The organism is Pseudoalteromonas sp. 2CM39R, assembly GCF_023161845.1.
Genome location: NZ_JALNTM010000019.1, coordinates 90,974 through 109,172 on the forward strand (window position 1 = coordinate 90,974; position 18,199 = coordinate 109,172).

Genomic DNA, 18,199 nt, shown 5'->3' on the forward strand with positions numbered 1-18,199 from the left:
TGTTTATATAATGCGCGCAAACCATCCGTTCATATTATGTACTATTTAAAGGTAAACCATGAAAAAACAATTAGTGATGCTTTCTCTTGCATGTATCTCATTTGGCTCATTAGCAAGCAACCCGCACTACTTTTCAGCTGATAACCGTATTGAATCAAAGTTATGTAGCTTAAGTGCGAACGAAGGGTTTACCGCTGCACGTAAAGAAGCAGCAAAGCATGGCATTTCAATGTCACGTTTTTCAAAAAGCATTTTATGTAACGGTACTGACATCCGTGAAATTGCTAAAAAAGCACAATCACAAGAAGCAGCTAAAGCAGCTGTTGAAGTGTTTGCTAAAAATGAGCAAAAAGAAACTCAACTTTGCATCACTGCACTTAAAAAAGGTTTAACACCTGTGCGTGAAAAAATTGGTAACTTAAATACGTTAAAATGTAATGGCGAAGCAGTAACAGACTTCGTTAAGCGTTACCAAAACGCAGCTATCTAATAGCGGCATTTTTGTTATTTGTAAAAAGCGCTCTTCGGAGCGCTTTTTTTATGAAAAAATTACAGTGCTCCATGAAAAGCTTGCTAAATCATAGGCTTAACCGCAACTTAACTGAGCTGTAAGTGCTTGATTTTAGCCAATAAGGCATTTTGGCATTCAACTTGTAACAGTCGAAGTGAATCTAATCGACTACAAGGAAATGTCTTATGAACAAGTTAACTTTAGCATCAACAATTTTAGCAGCACTAAGTCTTTCAGCATGTTCTGCGAGTAACTCTTTAGCAAAAATCGACAGTGATTTTGGCAGCCTAGATAATGACAATGACGGTTATATCTCTAAGGTAGAAGCTGACGATGATGCTATTTGGGATCATTTTTCAAATATCGATACCAATATGGATGAGCAAATCAGCCGTACTGAATTTAATGCATACATGCAGCTAAATACAGGCAAAGTGGCAACTGATAGTGAGGTATCTGAATCAGCATTTAAAGCTGAAATCGCTAAATTTGACCCAATCGAAAATGACTTTAAATCGTTAGATAACGACAAAAATGGTTATGTTTCTATTGAAGAAGCCGATGACGACGATATCGCAAATCACTTTGGCTATATGGATAGCAACAAAGATAAGCGTGTAAGCCGCACTGAGTTTGTTAATTACATTAGCAAATATGGCAGCGACGTTGCCGAAGATGATGCCCTTGAAATGGTTAAAAATAGCTAATTTCAACATTCATTCATAAATATCCCCCAAAGCCAGTGTTTTACACTGGCTTTTTTACAATAATTTTTCCAACCTTGGCCGACTTCTGTCATAATATAGCGTTAGTGATTTAAAATGACCTTTAGTAGCGATGGCCACAAAACGTATCAGTGATGAACAGTTAGTCGAAATCATAGAAGCCGCGATTTTTGTTGCTGGAAAACCTGTGTCTAAACGTCATTTAAAAGAGACAGTATTAGCTGATTTAAGCGTTTCTATGCCGCGCATTAATAATGCAATTGAACAAATTCAAACGCATTATCAAACCCGAGGCATTAAGCTTGTTGCAGTAGGCAGCGGTTACAGGTTTCAAGCCTGCGCTAGTTTAGCGCCCTGGCTGGCAAACTTATGGCAAGAGCGCGCACCTAAATACTCACGAGCACTACTAGAAACTTTATCCTTGATTGCCTATAGACAACCTATTACCCGTGGTGAAATTGAACAAGTACGGGGGGTTGCTGTTGGCTCAGGAATAATTAAAACCTTATTAGAAAGAGAGTGGGTTAGAGTTGTTGGCCATAAAGAGGTGCCCGGGCGCCCAGCGTTGTATGCCACAACATCCGCTTTCTTAGATTATTTTTCATTAGCTGGTTTAGATGAATTACCGCCGTTACCTGAACTTCAGGAGAGTAAAATCAACCAGCTATTGAGCGATCCTTCTGTGAGAGAACTATCTGAATGAGTAATGTAGAAACTGAAAAGTTACAAAAAGTATTAGCCCGTGCTGGCGTGGGTTCACGTCGTGAAATGGAAAAATACATCGATGCCAACCGTGTGAGCGTGAATGGTAAAGTGGCACGTTTAGGCGACCGTGTTGAAGCAACCGATGTAATTCGAGTTGACGGTCACGTAGTAAAAATTGAAGACAAAGCCGACCGTATTTGTCGTGTGCTTATGTATAACAAACCAGAAGGCGAGTTATGTACACGTAAAGACCCTGAAGGACGTCGTACGGTATTTGACCGTTTACCACGTGTTGATGGCGAACGTTGGATTGCAGTTGGCCGACTAGATATTAATACCGCTGGTTTAATGCTGTTTACTAACGATGGTGAACTTGCTAACCGTTTAATGCACCCAAGCTACGAAGTAGAGCGTGAGTACTCAGCTCGTGTGTTTGGTGAAGTGACTAACGAAACGCTACGCACTTTAACAAATGGCGTTGAGCTTGAAGATGGTCCTGCAAAATTCTTGAACATCAAACCTATGGGTGGTGAAGGTATCAACCGTTGGTTCAATGTAACTTTAACAGAAGGTCGTAACCGCGAAGTACGTCGTTTATGGCAATCACAAGATGTTGAAGTATCGCGTCTTATCCGTATTCGTTACGGTAAGTTAGAGCTTGATAAGCGCTTGCCACAAGGTGGTTGGGCTGAGCTTGATTTAGACACGGTTAACTATTTACGTAAAACAGTACAGTTAGGCCGCGAAACACAAACTAAGCTGTCGGTGATGCCAGAAAAGCGTAAAGACAAGCGTGCTAAAATTAACCAAATCCGTAAGGCGGTTAAAAAGCACAATCAACGTGCTAAACAAACTAAGCGTCGTTAAAAACTATTTTCAAACTTGTTTGTAAGTAGAGCACTTCACTTGCAAACAGGCATAAAAAAAGCAGCGATATCGCTGCTTTTTTTGTTTTACAATGCTAATTAAGCATTTTCAACTGCTGTACGTGGGTCAACATATTCCATGTTGAAAGCTTCAGCTACTTCTTTATAAGTAACTTTACCTTTGATCACGTTTAAGCCTTCTAAGAAGTTTGCGTCGTCAAGAAGCGCTTTCTTATAGCCTTTGTTAGCAAGGTTGATGATGAACGGTAATGTTGCGTTGTTAAGTGCGAACGTAGAAGTACGTGGAACAGCACCTGGCATGTTAGCAACACAGTAGTGAACAACGTCATCAACGATGTATGTAGGATCAGCGTGAGTTGTCGCTTTAGAAGTTGCGATACAACCACCTTGGTCGATTGCAACGTCTACGATTGCAGAACCAGGCTTCATTGCTTTGATGTGCTCAGCTGTTACTAGTTTAGGCGCTGCTGCACCTGGGATTAGTACGCCACCGATCACAAGGTCAGCTTCTAGTACGTGTTTTTCTAGTGCGTCAGCAGTAGAGTAGATAGCTTTAACTTTATTACCGAACTGTGCGTCTAATGCACGTAGTACGTCGATATTACGGTCAAGAACAACAACATCAGCACCTAGGCCAACAGCCATTTGCGCTGCGCTACGACCAACCATGCCGCCGCCGATAACAACAACTTTAGCTGGCTCAACACCTGGTACACCACCAAGTAACATACCACGGCCGTGGTTTGATTTTTCAAGCGCTTGTGCACCAGCTTGGATAGACATACGACCAGCAACTTCACTCATAGGAGCAAGAAGAGGTAAACCGCCACGTGAATCAGTTACTGTTTCGTAAGCGATACACACTGCGCCACTTTTAACTAGGTCTTCAGTTTGTGGAAGATCCGGTGCTAAGTGAAGGTAAGTAAATAGAATTTGGTCTTCGCGTAACATTGCACGCTCAACAGCTTGAGGCTCTTTTACTTTAACGATCATTTCTGCTTTAGCAAAAACGTCTGCTGCTGTAGGTAAAATTTCAGCACCAGCTGTAACATAATCTTCGTTAGTGAAGCCAATGCCCATACCAGCATCAGTTTCAACAAACACTTGGTGGCCATGGTTTACTAGTTCACGAACACTCGCAGGAACCATACCTACACGGTATTCATGGTTTTTGATTTCTTTAGGTACACCAATAATCATAGTTTTTCGCCTTAATAGAACGGGATAAAATTTTTGACTATTATATTCATGACCAGCCAGTGTGTCTCACCTTTTTTAAGTGGTAGTCTAGTGATATAATCTAAAAATACATTTTAAACAGTGCAAAACTCTGGTTTGGCTTATGCATCAATTACTCGACAGAATAGACCGTAAAATTTTAATGGAATTACAGCTCGATGGTCGGATCTCTAACGTAGAGCTGGCAAGGCGTGTAGGGCTAAGTGCCACCCCTTGTTTGGAACGGGTAAAAAAGCTCGAAAGAGAGGGTTATATACTCGGATATAAAGCAGTAGTGGATCCTGCTAAACTTGGCCAAGGTTTGTCGGTTTATGTAGAAGTAACCATCACTAAAACCTCACCAGATGTTTTCGAAGAGTTTAACGCTGCCGTTAAAAAGCACGACGAAATAATCGAGTGCCATCTAGTATCGGGTAATTTCGACTTTTTATTAAAAACACGTGTAAATGATATGTCGGAATATCGAAATGTACTGGGTGATATTCTACTAAAACTACCAAATGTCAGTGAAAGCCGAACTTATGTGGTAATGGAAGAAGTAAAAGGTGAAGAAGGGGTCATTATTCGCCCATATATTGCCTAAACTGTTAAAATACATATTGAGTAACAAAAACTTGTTCATTATCAGTCCATCAAGGCTAAGATAAAGTGCATCAAACGGCATTTCCTGCTAAGGTATTTCACTGCTAATCGATCAGTAAAGAATAATAAGGAATAGGGAGCTATGCGCCTAAATGGTGTTCAAAGACTGTTAGAAACGGGGCTAATCATCAGCACCTTTGCTGCAGTATTTATTTTATGTGCATTAATCAGTTTTGATCCTGCGGACCCTTCATGGTCGCAAACCGGTGAATTTGTTAATGTTAAGAATATTACCGGCACAGCGGGAGCTTGGGTTGCAGATATCCTATTACTCACTTTTGGCTGGCTTGCTTATTTAGTGCCTGTTGCTATTCAATTGTTCGGTTATTTATTATTTAAACAACCACACCGTATTTTCCAGCTTGATTACACCACGCTTGCCTTACGAGTTATTGGTTTTGCGCTGTTTATTACTTCAGCGACAGCTATCAGCAGCATTAATTTTGATGATATTTATAACTTCTCATCTGGTGGGGTGGTGGGGGATGTTATTGCTACAGCAATGATGCCAACCTTTAATTTTACCGGCACCTCAATTTTATTACTGTGCTTTTTCTTTGCAGGTTTAACCCTATTAACCGGTATTTCGTGGGTGCAATTTGTCGATTTTGTCGGCAAGTGGGTAATGAAAGCATTCTACTTTTTACGTGAGCAATTTTCTGCTTGGCTGCATCGTGAAAAAGAAGCCGTTAAAGATATTGCTACTACAGAGCCAGACGCTAACTTTGTGGAACCAGAAAACGAGCCAGCAATTAGTTTTAATGATGCGGATGAAGAAGAACCAAAGCCTACTAAGCCTAAGCAAAAGCCTGCTGAAAAAGCCGATGATGACTTTAAAGGCTTTGACGAACTTGATGATATTCTTGACCAAGAAATTGGTTTCAGTGCCCTTGATGATGAATCATTCGATACCGTATCGGCACTGAATGCGCTTGATCAGAGCCCAGTCGTTGAGCCAGAAAAACCTGTTACAACGGTTGTTTCGCCTGCGCGCCCTATGCCTAAACCAAAACCTGCATATGAGCCACCGCCAACGGCAAAAGAAAAGTTTGAAGCACTGCTTGAAGAACAGCCGCCTGCAAACCCGTTACCGTCACTTGATTTATTAGACCGCCCAGACAAAGCGAAAAACCCATTATCTCAAGAAGAGCTTGATGGTATTTCGCGTTTAGTTGAAACCAAATTACTTGATTTTAACATTCAAGCTGCGGTTGTGGGTGTTTACCCAGGCCCGGTTGTAACGCGCTTTGAGCTTGATTTAGCGCCGGGTATTAAAGTAGCTAAAATCACTGGCCTAGCGAAAGATTTAGCGCGTTCACTGTCTGCTGTAAGCGTACGTGTGGTAGAAGTTATTCCGGGTAAAACCTATGTTGGTTTAGAGCTGCCAAACAAACACCGTGAAATAGTGCGTTTAAGCGAAGTTATTAACGCGCCTAAGTTCGAATCAAACCCATCACCACTGACTATGGTATTAGGTAAAGACATTGCTGGCGAGCCGGTGTGTGCTGACCTTGGCAAAATGCCACATTTACTTGTTGCGGGTACCACAGGTTCAGGTAAGTCAGTGGGCGTTAATGTAATGATATTAAGCTTACTGTACAAATCGGGCCCTGATGATGTTCGTATGATCATGATCGACCCGAAAATGCTTGAACTTTCTGTGTACGAAGGCATCCCACATTTATTATGTGAAGTTGTTACCGACATGAAAGAAGCAGCCAATGCATTGCGTTGGTGTGTAGGCGAAATGGAACGTCGTTATAAGCTAATGTCGGCACTTGGGGTGCGTAACTTAAAAGGTTACAACCAAAAAGTGTTGGATGCCAAAGAAGCGGGCCAACCGATTCTAGATCCACTGTTTAAAGACACCGACGGCATGGCCGATGGCCCTGAAGAGCTAGATAAACTGCCAAGTATTGTGGTGGTCATTGACGAATTTGCCGACATGATGATGATCGTGGGTAAAAAAGTGGAAGAGCTGATTGCACGTATCGCGCAAAAAGCCCGTGCTGCAGGTATTCACTTAGTGCTAGCAACACAACGCCCATCGGTTGACGTAATTACAGGTTTGATTAAAGCTAATATTCCAACACGAATGGCGTTCCAAGTTTCAAGTAAAATTGACTCGCGTACCATTTTAGATCAGCAAGGCGCTGAAAACTTACTTGGTATGGGTGACATGCTTTACTTACCGCCGGGTACCAGTGTACCAGTGCGTGTGCATGGCGCGTTTGTTGACGACCACGAAGTACATGCGGTTGTAGACGATTGGAAAAAACGTGGCAAACCAAATTATATTGATGAAATTTTAAGTGGCGATGCTACAGAAGAAATTTTACTACCAGGAGAAACCAGTGAAGACGGTGATGAAGAGTCAGATCCGCTTTACGATGAAGCAGTATCATTTGTAATTGAAACCGGCAAAGTGTCGGTATCGAGTGTACAGCGTAAGCTTCGCGTTGGTTATAACCGCGCAGCTCGCTTAGTTGAACAAATGGAAACATCAGGCATTGTTAGCGCACCAGGACATAACGGTGCCCGCGAAGTCTTAGTGCCAAATGGTGGAGCAAATTAATGAAAAAAATTAAATACCTAGCCCTAATTATGGGTTGTTTATTAAGCGGTCAAAGTTTTGCAGACGACAGCGAAGCGTTGCAACAACAACTGGCTGCGATTAAAAGTTTTAAAGCTGAGTTTTCACAGCAGGTTACCGATTCGCAAGGCGAAGCTATCATGCAAGGTGAGGGGAATATTGCCCTTCAGCAACCTATGATGATCCGCTGGCAGCAACAAAGCCCAGACGATACTTTATTTGTATCTAATGGCGACAAAACGTATTACTTCGACAGCTTTGCTGAGCAAGTAACGATTATGAATACTCACAGCCTGATTGATTCAACACCGTTTGTATTGTTGACCTCAAAAGATCCAGAGCAGTGGGCTAAATACCAAGTTCTGGCAACTGATGCAGGTTTTAGCGTCACACCAAACAAAGGCGTTGAGAGCCAAGTTGAAAAGTTAGACATTAGCTTTAATACTCAAGAGCAAGGCCTAGCATCACTGACAGTATTAGATACCTCTGGTCAGCAGTCTTTATTTACCTTTAAAGATGCTAAAGTAAACGAAGCACTTGCAACTCAAACCTTTGAATTTACCATTCCAGAAGGTGTTGAAGTTGACGACCAAAGCCAAGGTGATTAAGGCTTGAGTAATCTCGGATTTAATTTTGGTCCTGATGTGCGCCCACTTGCGGCGCGCATGCGACCCGAAACACTCAATGACTACATAGGTCAGCAACACCTTTTAAGCCCCGATAAACCTCTTTACCAAGCGATTCTTGCAGGTCGATGCCACAGCCTCATTTTGTGGGGGCCGCCAGGCGTTGGTAAAACCACGTTAGCGCAGATTATTGCAAATCATGCCGACGCCAGCCTTATTCAAATGTCGGCAGTCACAGCAGGTGTAAAAGACATTCGTGAGGCCGTAAGCGAAGCAAAAGCAAACCTTGCAGGGCGTGGGCAGCGCACCTTATTGTTTGTTGACGAAGTACACCGTTTTAATAAATCTCAGCAAGATGCATTTTTACCACATATCGAAGACGGTACTTTTATTTTTGTTGGCGCAACCACCGAAAACCCATCATTTGCACTTAATAACGCGATACTGTCTCGTGCCCGTGTATATGTATTAAAAGCACTTGAGCAAGCCGATTTATTTAACGTAATTGAGCGCGCCTTACGTGAAGACGTAGAGCTCAGCCAAAAACACATTGAAATTGCCGAAAACGCTAAGCAAGCGCTTTGCCAAGCAAGTGATGGCGATGCACGTAAAGTACTTAACCTGTTAGAACAAGCGGTTGACTTAACCACGGAGCAGCAGGGTAAATACCTTGTTGATCAACATGTTTTAAGCCAAGTGCTGCCAACTCACTTAGCCAAATACGACAAAGGCGGCGATGAGTTTTACGACTTGATTTCAGCGTTTCATAAGTCAGTGCGAGGTAGTTCACCTGATGGTGCTTTGTATTGGTACTGCCGTATTTTAGCAGGTGGCGGCGACCCACTTTATGTTGCAAGGCGCTTATTAGCGATTGCTACAGAAGATATTGGCAATGCCGACCCGCGAGCAATGGAAGTGGCACTCAATGCGTGGGATATTTTTCAACGTGTTGGCCCAAGTGAAGGTGAGCGCGCTATTGCACAAGCCACCATTTATTTAGCCAGTGCCCCGAAAAGTAACGCTGTGTATATGGCGTTTAATCAAGCTATGCAAGATGCTAAAAATGAGCCGAGCCATCCGGTGCCAGAGCATCTACGCAATGCACCAACTAGCTTAATGAAAGACTTAGGCTACGGCGCTGAATATCGTTATGCACACAATGAAGAAGGGGCATTTGCTGCAGGCGAAAAGTATTTCCCTGAGGCAATTAATGATCGCCAGTATTACTTCCCAACCGACCGCGGGCTTGAACAAAAAATAAAACAAAAGCTGGAATATTTAACTCAGCGCAACGAGCAAAGTGATATTAAACGTTATGAATAGTTTGAAACTTTACATGATGATTGCAATGGGTGGCGCTTCAGGGGCATGTTTACGCTATTTTCTTAGCGAAACCATGCTAAAACTGCTCGGTAGGGGATTCCCTTTTGGCACGTTGACAGTTAATATTCTTGGTTCATTGTTAATGGGCATTTTATACGGCTTGATTGAAAAAGAAATAATCGCTGTTAGCCCCGCTAAAACCTTAATTGGTATTGGCTTTTTAGGTGCATTGACCACCTTTTCAACATTCTCAATGGATTCGTTGTTGCTCTTGCAACAAGGTCACTTTTTTAAAATGGCCCTCAATATCACCTTAAACGTGGTGGTGTGTATATTTATGGCTTGGCTGGGCCTTCAGCTGGTAATGCAAAAAGGTTAAAAATCGAACATGTTAGATTCTAAATATTTACGTCAAGATATCGAACAAGCGGCTGCACGTTTAGCATCACGCGGTTACGAACTTGATACTGCAGCGGTAACTGCACTTGAAGAAAAACGCAAAACATTACAAGTAAAAACGCAAGAACTTCAAAGCGAGCGTAATGCAAGTTCCAAAGCTATCGGCCAAGCAAAAGCGAAAGGCGAGCACGAAAAAGCACAGCAGCTGCTTGATTCAGTGAGTAATCTTGGCGATCAATTAGACAGCGTTAAAGCAGAACAAGACGCAGTATTAGAAGAGCTTAAGCAAATTGCACTTGCTATTCCGAACCTACCTGATGAGTCTGTTCCAGTAGGTGAAGACGAAGATCAAAACGTTGAAATTTCAACCTGGGGTACGCCTAAGTCGTATGACTTTGAAGTAAAAGATCACGTTGATGTTGGTCAAGACGTAAACGGCCTAGACTTTGAAATGGGCGTTAAGATCAGTGGCGCACGCTTTACTGTTATGCGTGGTCAAGTTGCACGTATGCACCGTGCTCTTACGCAGTTCATGCTTGATACGCACACAGAGCAAAACGGCTATACAGAAATGTATGTGCCTTACCTAGTTAATAGCGCAAGCTTATACGGCACAAGCCAATTACCTAAGTTTGCTGGTGACTTATTCCACACATTAGGTTTAGTGGATGACGACGGTCAGCAACAACCTGGTTTTAGCTTAATTCCTACAGCTGAAGTACCACTTACGAACAGTGCTCGCGACGAAATCTACGACGAAAGCGACTTACCAATTCGTTTAACAGCGCACACACCTTGTTTCCGTAGTGAAGCAGGTAGCTATGGTCGTGATACACGTGGTCTTATTCGTCAGCACCAATTCGACAAAGTTGAATTAGTACAACTAGTAAAACCAGAAGATTCAATGCAAGCGCTAGAAGAGCTAACAGGTCATGCTGAGCAAATCTTACAAGCATTAGAACTTCCATACCGTAAAGTGATTTTATGTACGGGTGATATGGGCTTTGGCGCTGCTAAAACTTACGATTTAGAAGTATGGTTACCTGCACAAAACACTTATCGTGAAATCTCATCATGTTCTAACATGGTTGATTTCCAAGCGCGTCGTATGCAAGCGCGTTTCCGTCGTCAAGGCGAGAAAAAGCCAGAGCTACTTCATACACTAAATGGTTCAGGTTTAGCGGTTGGTCGTACACTGGTAGCAATCTTAGAGAACTACCAACAAGCAGACGGCTCAATTGTTGTACCAGAAGTATTACGCCCTTACATGGGTGGCTTAGAAGTTATTAAATAACATTTAAGCTTATAGCGTTTAAAAACCGTATTTGTGAAAGCAAATACGGTTTTTTTGTGTTTAAAGTTAATAATTAATTGCGGTACATAGCAGTTTTAGTAGACTAAAAAAAGTACTATTCGTTTTATCAGTAAATGACATAGTATTTTTTACAATACACGAAGGACTGCTGTTATGAAAAAACTACTCGCCGTAGCATCCGCTGCTTTATATTTAGCAAGCTCTGTCGCTTTTGCTAAAGACAAACCTAATATTCTGATCATATTCCCCGACGATGTTGGTTGGCAAAACGTAAGTGCTTATGGACTTGGTACCATGGGTTACAAAACGCCAAATATCGATAAGCTCGCCCATGAAGGTACCATGTTTACCGACCATTATGCGCAACCATCTTGCACAGCCGGGCGCGCAGCCCTTATTACCGGTCAATATCCAATTCGTAGTGGCATGACAACGGTAGGCCGACCAGGCGGCGAGCTTGGTTTAAAAGCGGGCTCTTATACGCTTGCTGAGGTTTTAAAAGAGCAGGGTTATGCAACAGGGCAATTTGGTAAAAACCACTTAGGTGATCGCAACGAGCACCTACCTACAGTTCATGGCTTTGATGAATTTTTCGGAAATTTATACCATTTGAATACTCAAGAAGAGTTTGAACAACGTGATTACCCGAAAGATCCTGAATTTTTCAAAAAGTATGGTACGCGAGGTGTTTTACATACTTACGCCACAAATATAGATGACAAAACAGTTTATCCACGCTTTGGTAAAGTAGGTAAACAAAAAATTAAAGATACTGGCCAGCTTTCTCGTGAGCGAATGAAAACCGTTGATAAAGAGTTTATGGACGCAAGCATAGACTTTATTAAACGAGCGCAAAAAGCTGATAAACCTTTCTTTGTATGGTTTAACCCAAGCCGTATGCATATGTACACGCGTTTAAGTGATGAAAGCCGTTACCTAGCAGCAGACTACACCACTGAGCATGATTTATACGGCAGTGGCTTGATTGAGCATGACCAACAAGTGGGTGAGTTAATGGCTACTCTGGAAGAGATGGGTGCCCTAGATAACACCATTGTGATTTATTCTACTGATAATGGCCCAGAGCACAGCGCTCGATTACATGGCGGTACAACACCGTTCCGCGGTGAAAAAATGACAACATACGAAGGCGGTGTACGTGTTCCTATGATTGTTCGTTGGCCAGGTAAAGTACCAGCAAATACCATACTAACGGGTATTCAATCGCACATGGATATTTACACAACACTTGCAGCTGCTGCGGGTGAACCAAATATCGCGAAAAAAGCGCTGAAAGAGCACAAGCAACCGATTGATGGCGTAAACAACTTAGATTATTGGTTAGGTAAAACAGACGAAAGTGCGCGTGATAGTTTTCTGTATTATTACGAATCAAGCATTAAAGCTATTCGTTACAAACAGTGGAAACTTCATTTCGAAACGAGCGAAAATTATTATGCCCAGTATGAAAAGCAAAAATTTCCAATTTTTTATAACTTACGTATGGACCCGTTTGAAAGCTTTGATGGCCTGACTGACCGCTCAGACATAGTGCAAGCTAAACAATGGCTAAATGAGCCTGTGCAACACATACTTGGTGAGCACATCAAGTCGCTGTCAGAATATCCACCACTGCAAAAAGCGGCTAGCTTCGACTTTAGTCAGTTAATGGAACAATTGATGTCTGGAAAGCAGTAACACTCAATAAAACGATTTATTAAGTTGTTAATTTAATTAAAAGCCGCATTGGGAAGCCATGCGGCTTTTTATTTTTCGGCCGAAAAGGTTATAGATAGTAAAAGCTAAAGTGGATCTAAACCTGAACAATCAACGTATTCAAAGCATTCAAAGCATTAAGTTAATAGTGTTAAGCAATATGAGTAATAAACAAAAGTCAGTGCCAACATCACGGTTTTCACGCGCTGCTCGGCTTGGTTCTTTAGCTGGAAAGGTCGCGGGTAATATGTTGTTTGAAGGCACAAAAGCATGGGCGACGGGCAAGCAAACATCACGAGAAGAGTTATTGTTACAGCCAAAAAATATTCAGCGCTTTGCAGAGCAGCTTGCAAATCTGCGTGGAGCAGCAATGAAATTGGGGCAGTTGCTATCAATGGATAGTGGCGAATTACTCTCTCCTGAGCTATCTGCAATTTTAGCAAGGCTGCGTTCAGAAGCGACACCTATGCCGCAAAAGCAGCTAGTTAAAGTAATGCGTGAGCATTGGGGGGATGCGTGGCTAGAGCAATTATCGCATTTTGAACTCAGACCATTTGCTGCGGCATCAATAGGGCAAGTGCATATTGCTTACCGCGAATCGGGCGAAAAGTTAGCAGTTAAAGTGCAATACCCAGGTATTGCAAAAGGCATCGCTAGTGATGTTGATAACTTAGCTTACCTTCTGAAACTCAGTGGCTTATTACCCAAAGAGGTAGAAATACAACCTCTTATAGATGAAACAAAACAACAGCTTATAAACGAAGCTGACTACGAGTTAGAAGCTAATTATTTAAAACGCTACAGCGAGTGTTTAAAAGGTGACGACAATTACCTTATCCCAACTGTGGTAGATTCGCTTAGTTCTTCTCAAGTTTTAGTCATGAGTTTTGTTGAGGGACAAGAGCTAGATGAACTGGCAAACACTGAGCAAGCGCTACGTAATAAAGCGGTTGAACAGTTACTCAGTTTATTCTTACGCGAATTATTTAGCTTTAAACTAGTTCAAACAGATCCAAACTTTGCTAATTATCAATATCAAATCGACAATCAACGCTTAGTGCTTTTAGATTTTGGCGCCACCCGCGAACTACCTCAGCATATTAGTGATGGCTACTTACAGTTATTATCTGGTGCGATTAATAATGATAGGGCAGATGTTGCAACAGCTGCACAACAAATTGGCTATTTTCAACAAGGGCTTGCTCAAGAGTATATAGATAATGTCGTCGATATATTTCTTCTCGCTTGCGAACCACTGCGCCACCAAGGTGAGTATGATTTTGCGAATAGCGACTTACCAAAACGCATTAAAGAACTCGGCCTAAAAATGAGTACCGCCTCAGAGCATTGGCACGCACCACCCGTAGATGCCTTGTTCGTTCACAGAAAACTAGCAGGCCTCTTTTTAATCGCTGCAAAGCTAGGCGCAAAAGTGAATGTGAACAGTGTTTTTAAGGAGTTTGTAGTACTGAGGGATAAGTAATTGAACGGGAGTTTGGGGTAACTCATTTATGGCCCAAGATGTGCGACTAGCGCATTTTCTTTTTCTGAATATCTTTAGTTCCAATAAAAATTAGAGTTGGCGATGCCTTAAGTTATTTGTTACTAATAGACTTATTAATACATGCGCGTAGCATCGGCAGAATGATGCGCGACGCGCGAACAATAAAGTTGTTACAGGCCAAAGGAAGATATGAGGTTACCGAGGCATCAATTAGCTAAAGTTAGAACTCCTTTTAGGGTGCTTGCGGTTTTCATCTTTGTACTCTCATTGTTTGCTATTTTAGCTACGGTAACTTTTGCGTTCACTGAACCACATGATCATAGTATTTGGCTATTAGGTATCGTGACGTTTGGTATGTCATATATATCAGGGCATGTTGTATTTACGGGTTATGCCCCCAAGTTTTTACTGTTTACGCATGGTGCTAAAGATGGCTTATAACAAGTTGCTCAAGTTCGTTCGTAAACTCACTGGGACAATTAACAATTGGCTTGGCGCTTCGCGCAAGTATTGCCAACAGTCAATTGCCCCTTAGCAAAGCGTTAGCTTGAAATGGAAGTTTGGTGTTAAATTGGAAAATAAATCAAAACCGAGAGCAAATACTGCGTTCCTAAAAGGAATGCGCTACTCACTTTCGTTTTTCCTAATTGTACTTTCTTGCCTTTATTTTTTTATGGTTGGTTTGCGAGCTGAAGAACCGATTATACTCATTAATCTCTTACTAGGTTATGCGGGCATTGTCTTTACCGCATTTTTTATATCATTTCTGGTTTGTTACGTAGGTACCAAACGTGGAATTGAGGCTGGAGAATCAGCTGATGATAAAATCTTTACACGTGACGGCAAGCTGAATATAAATATATTTAAAAAGCCTCTGGATTAATTTTCAAGCTAACAAGTTACTCAAAAGGACGCAAAACGCTTGGCTTGCGCTCCTTCGTCGCTAATTTTAGCCAAGCTTTTGTGCGCCCCATATTGCGGCGTTACTGATTAAATACTCTAACGTGTTTTTGTCCAGAAATGAGTTAACTCAAATACCCTAAATATCAATTCTCAGAGATAGTTAGACATTGAGATTGGCTTAAAATAAGAGTTGGCGATGCCTTAAGTTATTTGTTACTAATAGACTTATTAATAAATGCGCGTAACATCGACAGAAAGATGCGCGGGACGAGCGCACTATAAAATTGTTATATACCAAGGGAAATATGGTTCAACATTCTAACTCTGTTCAAATAATGGCTTATATTTGTGGAGTCATACTTTTGCCTGTTTATGCGCTAGGTCCTCTATCTATGACTTACTTATCAAGCAATAGAATTGCGGATGGTGATTGGCAAACTTTAATTTTTTTATTTTTCTTATGTAGCGCTTTGGTTTATTTTTGTGGCAAATATTTCTTTCTATTGGTTCGTTTCCTTCGGAGTTTAAAGTTTAGTTTTACCTTCGATGCTAAAGGAATTGTTCTATGTAAAAACGGGCAATCATCATTCTATGCTTGGAGTGATTTAAAAAACTCGAAAGAATATGCTAATTGCCAAATGTATTGTTTAGTCGACTCAGATGGAGAACACTTATTTTCTATTTGGGAGTATGCTGACAACTATCAAGAATTCCGAGATGCGGCTCTGGTACATATTGGTATATAACATGTAAATTATGTGTGGGACGTCTAAAGCTCGACTGGCGCCTGTTCCTTGCTAATTTTAGCCAAGCTTAATCCGCCCATTATGTGGGCGTTCTGTGCTCTAACAGGTCAGTGATGGATATACCAATTGAAGATGAATTAAAATCTATTTGTATTGAGGTAGTTAACCAAGACTACTCAACTCATCAATGGCTTGAAATAGAGTCGAGCGATATGTTTCAGTCTCCATCGTTTGTTGATGGCTTTGACGCTGATGAAGTGGAGTTTTGTTTTAGTTATTTCGATGAGAATCGCACTGAATTTTGGTTTCAGTTTACTTTAGACCAAGCAAAGTCAATTTCAAAAGGTGAAAGCGTTAAGTTGTCAGGTTTAAAACCTGAATAAAAGTACATAACAAGTGCCCAAACCAAAGGACGCAAAACAGCAGGCTTGTGCTTCTTTGTCGCCAATTTTAGCCTGCTATTTTGTGCTGTTTACGGCAAGCGTTATATTGCAAGGGGAGCTATGCGTAATCTAATCATTATTTTAGTCGCTTCGGCACTAATATCTTGCGTTGGAATTCCTGCTGAAATTTTAAAATCCAAATCAGCTGAGTATCAATTTCCTATTCTGCCTAGTACCGAAAGTACAATCGTATATCTAATATCTCCCGTTGCATACCAAGAACCGAGTGCGTACCAACAAGTAAAAGTTAACGGCATTAATAGTAAGCTATATTTTGGAGCCTACAGTTCAATTACATTAGCCGAAGATGCAACTATACAATATCGCTTCAATCACCATTCAAACTTGGTTGATGCTGGTCAATGGAATCAACTTAAAGTAGCAGCTAATAAAAATGAGCTATTTTATGTATTAAAGAATGGTTTATTTACTCAAGTATCTAAAGGGCAAGCTATCGCTCACATTGTAACCATTGAATATTGGTATTGTGAATATAAACCAAAGCCTTGTGAGCCCATGGTTTACAATGCAATATAACAATCACATTAAGGGTGGACGCAAAAAGCTTGGCTTGCGCTCCTTCGTCGATAACTTTAGCCAAGCTTTATCCGCCCTCTACACGGCGTTAGGTACACAGGAGGCGAATTTGAAATTTCTCGCTCTTTTTTTGCTATCAATACTTTCTGGCTGTAGCGTCGTTGTACACGATAAAACTAATGATCCAATAGCGCTTTCCTTGATAGGAAGTTATTACCAAACAGTTAAAGATGGCTTTTTATACGAAGCAAGGTGCGCGGACATCAATGCGTCTATCCAATCAACAGAATGGTGTACTGGGGTACAAGCTTTTGATTCTGGCAACGAATACTCTAAAACACCTACCAACTATCAGGCATATAAATCAGCTCAAGAAGAGTGGGATACCAAGCTATTTACTAAGTTAGCTTTTGAGAAACAGCGCTCAATAATTTCGGCCTTATCAAAAGGTACTGTTATTAAAATTACTAAGTTAGTTCAGTACCCTTGGGGTACTAACGGTTATTATTGGGCTATTAGAGCTGAATTGATTAACACCGAAGGCAACCTGATAGAAGTAGAATTGCCAACAAATAGTGCGTTAGCTTTCCCTAGTTGGCTACAAGGTTATGGTGTGCAAGCGTTACCACAGTTGAAGCATGAGTATTTAATGCAATGTAAAAATGCTAAGTGCACCTAACAAGCAACTGAAGTCGTACCCTGGCGCTCATTGGGCGTTAGGTTTTACGGAAAGAAAGGACCCAACATGAAAAAATTTATTCTCTCCACTTTTTTTATTATTACTGTAGGGTGTGCAAGCACTGAACAAGGTGCTAGTTTTTCAGGAGCCTCGTTTGAATATATTGAACCAATAGGTTCTGATATTGCCTATTTACAGCTGGAAACTGAAGAAAAAACAGATGGTTTTGGGTTTGCTCCTTATCCCCATACCGCAATTATTTACGAGCTGTGTTCACGCGAAGGTGAAAATGGCACCTTTGGTTACGCTGGAGATATTAAGGTGTCTACAGAGTTAAAGTTAGGAAACCCCGCAACTGTAAAAGTAGCGTCTGGAAAACCTATTTTTGTAGCTTTTGGTTTAATACACCCCGTTAATGGCTATGAATGTACATCAAAATATATATTTACACCTGAGAGAGGTAAAACGTATTCAATGGTTAATTCTGTTAGTTGGTCTGAGTGTCCAACTAAGGTAGGAGTTATCTCAAACGATAATCAAGTTTTACCTATTAACGGTTTACAAGTTTTAGACAAAGCTACAAATTTACAGTTGGAAAATAAAGGCGTAAATGTAATTCGAAAGAAGTGTAAAACTTAACAAGCTGTTTAAGCGTGGGACTGCTAAAGCTTGGCTAAGTTCCACTTTGTAACACAAGTTTAGCCAA

20 protein-coding genes are annotated in these 18,199 nt (G+C 41.2%); 19 read left to right on the forward strand and 1 reads right to left on the reverse strand.

Annotation, left to right across the window (positions count from 1 at the left end; genetic code table 11):
* The first annotated feature begins 58 nt into the window (after positions 1 to 58).
* The 4 genes from MTF66_RS30150 (at position 59) to rluB (ending at position 2,808) form a co-directional block, all read left to right on the forward strand.
* A complete protein-coding gene (locus tag MTF66_RS30150) occupies positions 59 to 490 on the forward strand; it encodes a hypothetical protein (RefSeq protein WP_054561271.1) in 432 nt (143 codons plus the stop codon).
* A 206-nt stretch (positions 491 to 696) separates the two neighbouring features.
* Positions 697 to 1,218, forward strand: coding sequence for an EF-hand domain-containing protein (locus MTF66_RS30155; RefSeq protein ID WP_054561272.1), 522 nt, complete (start codon positions 697 to 699; stop codon positions 1,216 to 1,218).
* A gap of 130 nt (positions 1,219 to 1,348) precedes the next feature.
* Positions 1,349 to 1,939, forward strand: coding sequence for an SMC-Scp complex subunit ScpB (gene scpB, locus MTF66_RS30160; protein ID WP_054552968.1), 591 nt, complete (start codon positions 1,349 to 1,351; stop codon positions 1,937 to 1,939).
* The gene (gene rluB / locus MTF66_RS30165) at positions 1,936 to 2,808 is read left to right on the forward strand and encodes a 23S rRNA pseudouridine(2605) synthase RluB (protein ID WP_248529465.1); all 873 of its coding nucleotides are present in this window, start codon (positions 1,936 to 1,938) and stop codon (positions 2,806 to 2,808) included. Before scpB ends, rluB begins: the two co-directional genes overlap by 4 nt.
* Before the next feature lie 98 nt (positions 2,809 to 2,906).
* On the opposite strand, the gene ald is transcribed toward rluB, so the two are convergent.
* Complete coding sequence (gene ald, locus MTF66_RS30170; RefSeq protein ID WP_248529466.1) at positions 2,907 to 4,028, reverse strand: alanine dehydrogenase; 1,122 nt, start codon at positions 4,026 to 4,028, stop codon at positions 2,907 to 2,909.
* A 142-nt stretch (positions 4,029 to 4,170) separates the two neighbouring features.
* On the opposite strand from ald, the gene lrp reads away from it, so the two are divergent.
* From lrp to MTF66_RS30245, 15 genes are all read left to right on the forward strand, one after another.
* Complete coding sequence (gene lrp, locus MTF66_RS30175; RefSeq protein ID WP_054552971.1) at positions 4,171 to 4,650, forward strand: leucine-responsive transcriptional regulator Lrp; 480 nt, start codon at positions 4,171 to 4,173, stop codon at positions 4,648 to 4,650.
* Between the two features lie 141 nt (positions 4,651 to 4,791).
* Positions 4,792 to 7,284 (forward strand): DNA translocase FtsK, encoded by a 2,493-nt coding sequence (locus tag MTF66_RS30180; RefSeq protein WP_054552972.1) that lies wholly within the window; start codon positions 4,792 to 4,794, stop codon positions 7,282 to 7,284.
* Positions 7,284 to 7,910, forward strand: coding sequence for an outer membrane lipoprotein chaperone LolA (lolA, locus tag MTF66_RS30185; protein ID WP_248529467.1), 627 nt, complete (start codon positions 7,284 to 7,286; stop codon positions 7,908 to 7,910). The genes MTF66_RS30180 and lolA overlap by 1 nt, the downstream gene beginning before the upstream one ends.
* A gap of 3 nt (positions 7,911 to 7,913) precedes the next feature.
* Positions 7,914 to 9,251, forward strand: coding sequence for a replication-associated recombination protein A (locus MTF66_RS30190; RefSeq protein ID WP_248529468.1), 1,338 nt, complete (start codon positions 7,914 to 7,916; stop codon positions 9,249 to 9,251).
* Positions 9,244 to 9,630, forward strand: coding sequence for a fluoride efflux transporter CrcB (crcB, locus tag MTF66_RS30195; protein WP_082389253.1), 387 nt, complete (start codon positions 9,244 to 9,246; stop codon positions 9,628 to 9,630). The genes MTF66_RS30190 and crcB overlap by 8 nt, the downstream gene beginning before the upstream one ends.
* A 9-nt stretch (positions 9,631 to 9,639) precedes the next feature.
* Complete coding sequence (serS, locus tag MTF66_RS30200) at positions 9,640 to 10,944, forward strand: serine--tRNA ligase (RefSeq protein WP_054552975.1); 1,305 nt, start codon at positions 9,640 to 9,642, stop codon at positions 10,942 to 10,944.
* Between the two features lie 174 nt (positions 10,945 to 11,118).
* Positions 11,119 to 12,663: an arylsulfatase gene (locus tag MTF66_RS30205; protein ID WP_248529469.1), complete on the forward strand. Its 1,545-nt coding sequence runs from the start codon at positions 11,119 to 11,121 to the stop codon at positions 12,661 to 12,663.
* 178 nt (positions 12,664 to 12,841) lie between these two features.
* Positions 12,842 to 14,164 carry an AarF/ABC1/UbiB kinase family protein gene (locus MTF66_RS30210; RefSeq protein ID WP_248529470.1) on the forward strand — a complete coding sequence of 441 codons (1,323 nt, stop codon included), beginning with the start codon at positions 12,842 to 12,844 and terminating at the stop codon, positions 14,162 to 14,164.
* A 210-nt stretch (positions 14,165 to 14,374) separates the two neighbouring features.
* On the forward strand, positions 14,375 to 14,626 hold the full coding sequence (locus MTF66_RS30215; RefSeq protein ID WP_248529471.1) for a hypothetical protein: 252 nt from the start codon (positions 14,375 to 14,377) through the stop codon (positions 14,624 to 14,626).
* A gap of 130 nt (positions 14,627 to 14,756) precedes the next feature.
* Positions 14,757 to 15,068 carry a hypothetical protein gene (locus MTF66_RS30220; RefSeq protein WP_248529472.1) on the forward strand — a complete coding sequence of 104 codons (312 nt, stop codon included), beginning with the start codon at positions 14,757 to 14,759 and terminating at the stop codon, positions 15,066 to 15,068.
* Positions 15,069 to 15,393: 325 nt separating this feature from the next.
* Positions 15,394 to 15,834, forward strand: coding sequence for a hypothetical protein (locus MTF66_RS30225; protein WP_248529473.1), 441 nt, complete (start codon positions 15,394 to 15,396; stop codon positions 15,832 to 15,834).
* A gap of 113 nt (positions 15,835 to 15,947) precedes the next feature.
* Positions 15,948 to 16,217, forward strand: coding sequence for a hypothetical protein (locus MTF66_RS30230; protein WP_248529474.1), 270 nt, complete (start codon positions 15,948 to 15,950; stop codon positions 16,215 to 16,217).
* A 120-nt stretch (positions 16,218 to 16,337) separates the two neighbouring features.
* Positions 16,338 to 16,814, forward strand: coding sequence for a hypothetical protein (locus MTF66_RS30235; RefSeq protein WP_248529475.1), 477 nt, complete (start codon positions 16,338 to 16,340; stop codon positions 16,812 to 16,814).
* Positions 16,804 to 17,493, forward strand: coding sequence for a hypothetical protein (locus MTF66_RS30240; protein WP_248529476.1), 690 nt, complete (start codon positions 16,804 to 16,806; stop codon positions 17,491 to 17,493). The genes MTF66_RS30235 and MTF66_RS30240 overlap by 11 nt, the downstream gene beginning before the upstream one ends.
* Positions 17,494 to 17,559: 66 nt before the next feature.
* On the forward strand, positions 17,560 to 18,132 hold the full coding sequence (locus tag MTF66_RS30245; protein WP_248529477.1) for a hypothetical protein: 573 nt from the start codon (positions 17,560 to 17,562) through the stop codon (positions 18,130 to 18,132).
* The last annotated feature ends 67 nt before the right edge of the window (positions 18,133 to 18,199 follow it).

Coding starts and splice junctions, on each gene's coding strand:
- MTF66_RS30150 (WP_054561271.1), top strand. CDS start 59: ATGAAAAAACAATTAGTGATGCTTTCTCTTGCATGTATCTCATTTGGC.
- MTF66_RS30155 (WP_054561272.1), top strand. CDS start 697: ATGAACAAGTTAACTTTAGCATCAACAATTTTAGCAGCACTAAGTCTT.
- scpB (WP_054552968.1), top strand. CDS start 1,349: ATGGCCACAAAACGTATCAGTGATGAACAGTTAGTCGAAATCATAGAA.
- rluB (WP_248529465.1), top strand. CDS start 1,936: ATGAGTAATGTAGAAACTGAAAAGTTACAAAAAGTATTAGCCCGTGCT.
- ald (WP_248529466.1), bottom strand. CDS start 4,028: ATGATTATTGGTGTACCTAAAGAAATCAAAAACCATGAATACCGTGTA.
- lrp (WP_054552971.1), top strand. CDS start 4,171: ATGCATCAATTACTCGACAGAATAGACCGTAAAATTTTAATGGAATTA.
- MTF66_RS30180 (WP_054552972.1), top strand. CDS start 4,792: ATGCGCCTAAATGGTGTTCAAAGACTGTTAGAAACGGGGCTAATCATC.
- lolA (WP_248529467.1), top strand. CDS start 7,284: ATGAAAAAAATTAAATACCTAGCCCTAATTATGGGTTGTTTATTAAGC.
- crcB (WP_082389253.1), top strand. CDS start 9,244: ATGAATAGTTTGAAACTTTACATGATGATTGCAATGGGTGGCGCTTCA.
- serS (WP_054552975.1), top strand. CDS start 9,640: ATGTTAGATTCTAAATATTTACGTCAAGATATCGAACAAGCGGCTGCA.
- MTF66_RS30205 (WP_248529469.1), top strand. CDS start 11,119: ATGAAAAAACTACTCGCCGTAGCATCCGCTGCTTTATATTTAGCAAGC.
- MTF66_RS30210 (WP_248529470.1), top strand. CDS start 12,842: ATGAGTAATAAACAAAAGTCAGTGCCAACATCACGGTTTTCACGCGCT.
- MTF66_RS30215 (WP_248529471.1), top strand. CDS start 14,375: ATGAGGTTACCGAGGCATCAATTAGCTAAAGTTAGAACTCCTTTTAGG.
- MTF66_RS30225 (WP_248529473.1), top strand. CDS start 15,394: ATGGTTCAACATTCTAACTCTGTTCAAATAATGGCTTATATTTGTGGA.
- MTF66_RS30230 (WP_248529474.1), top strand. CDS start 15,948: ATGGATATACCAATTGAAGATGAATTAAAATCTATTTGTATTGAGGTA.
- MTF66_RS30235 (WP_248529475.1), top strand. CDS start 16,338: ATGCGTAATCTAATCATTATTTTAGTCGCTTCGGCACTAATATCTTGC.
- MTF66_RS30240 (WP_248529476.1), top strand. CDS start 16,804: ATGCAATATAACAATCACATTAAGGGTGGACGCAAAAAGCTTGGCTTG.
- MTF66_RS30245 (WP_248529477.1), top strand. CDS start 17,560: ATGAAAAAATTTATTCTCTCCACTTTTTTTATTATTACTGTAGGGTGT.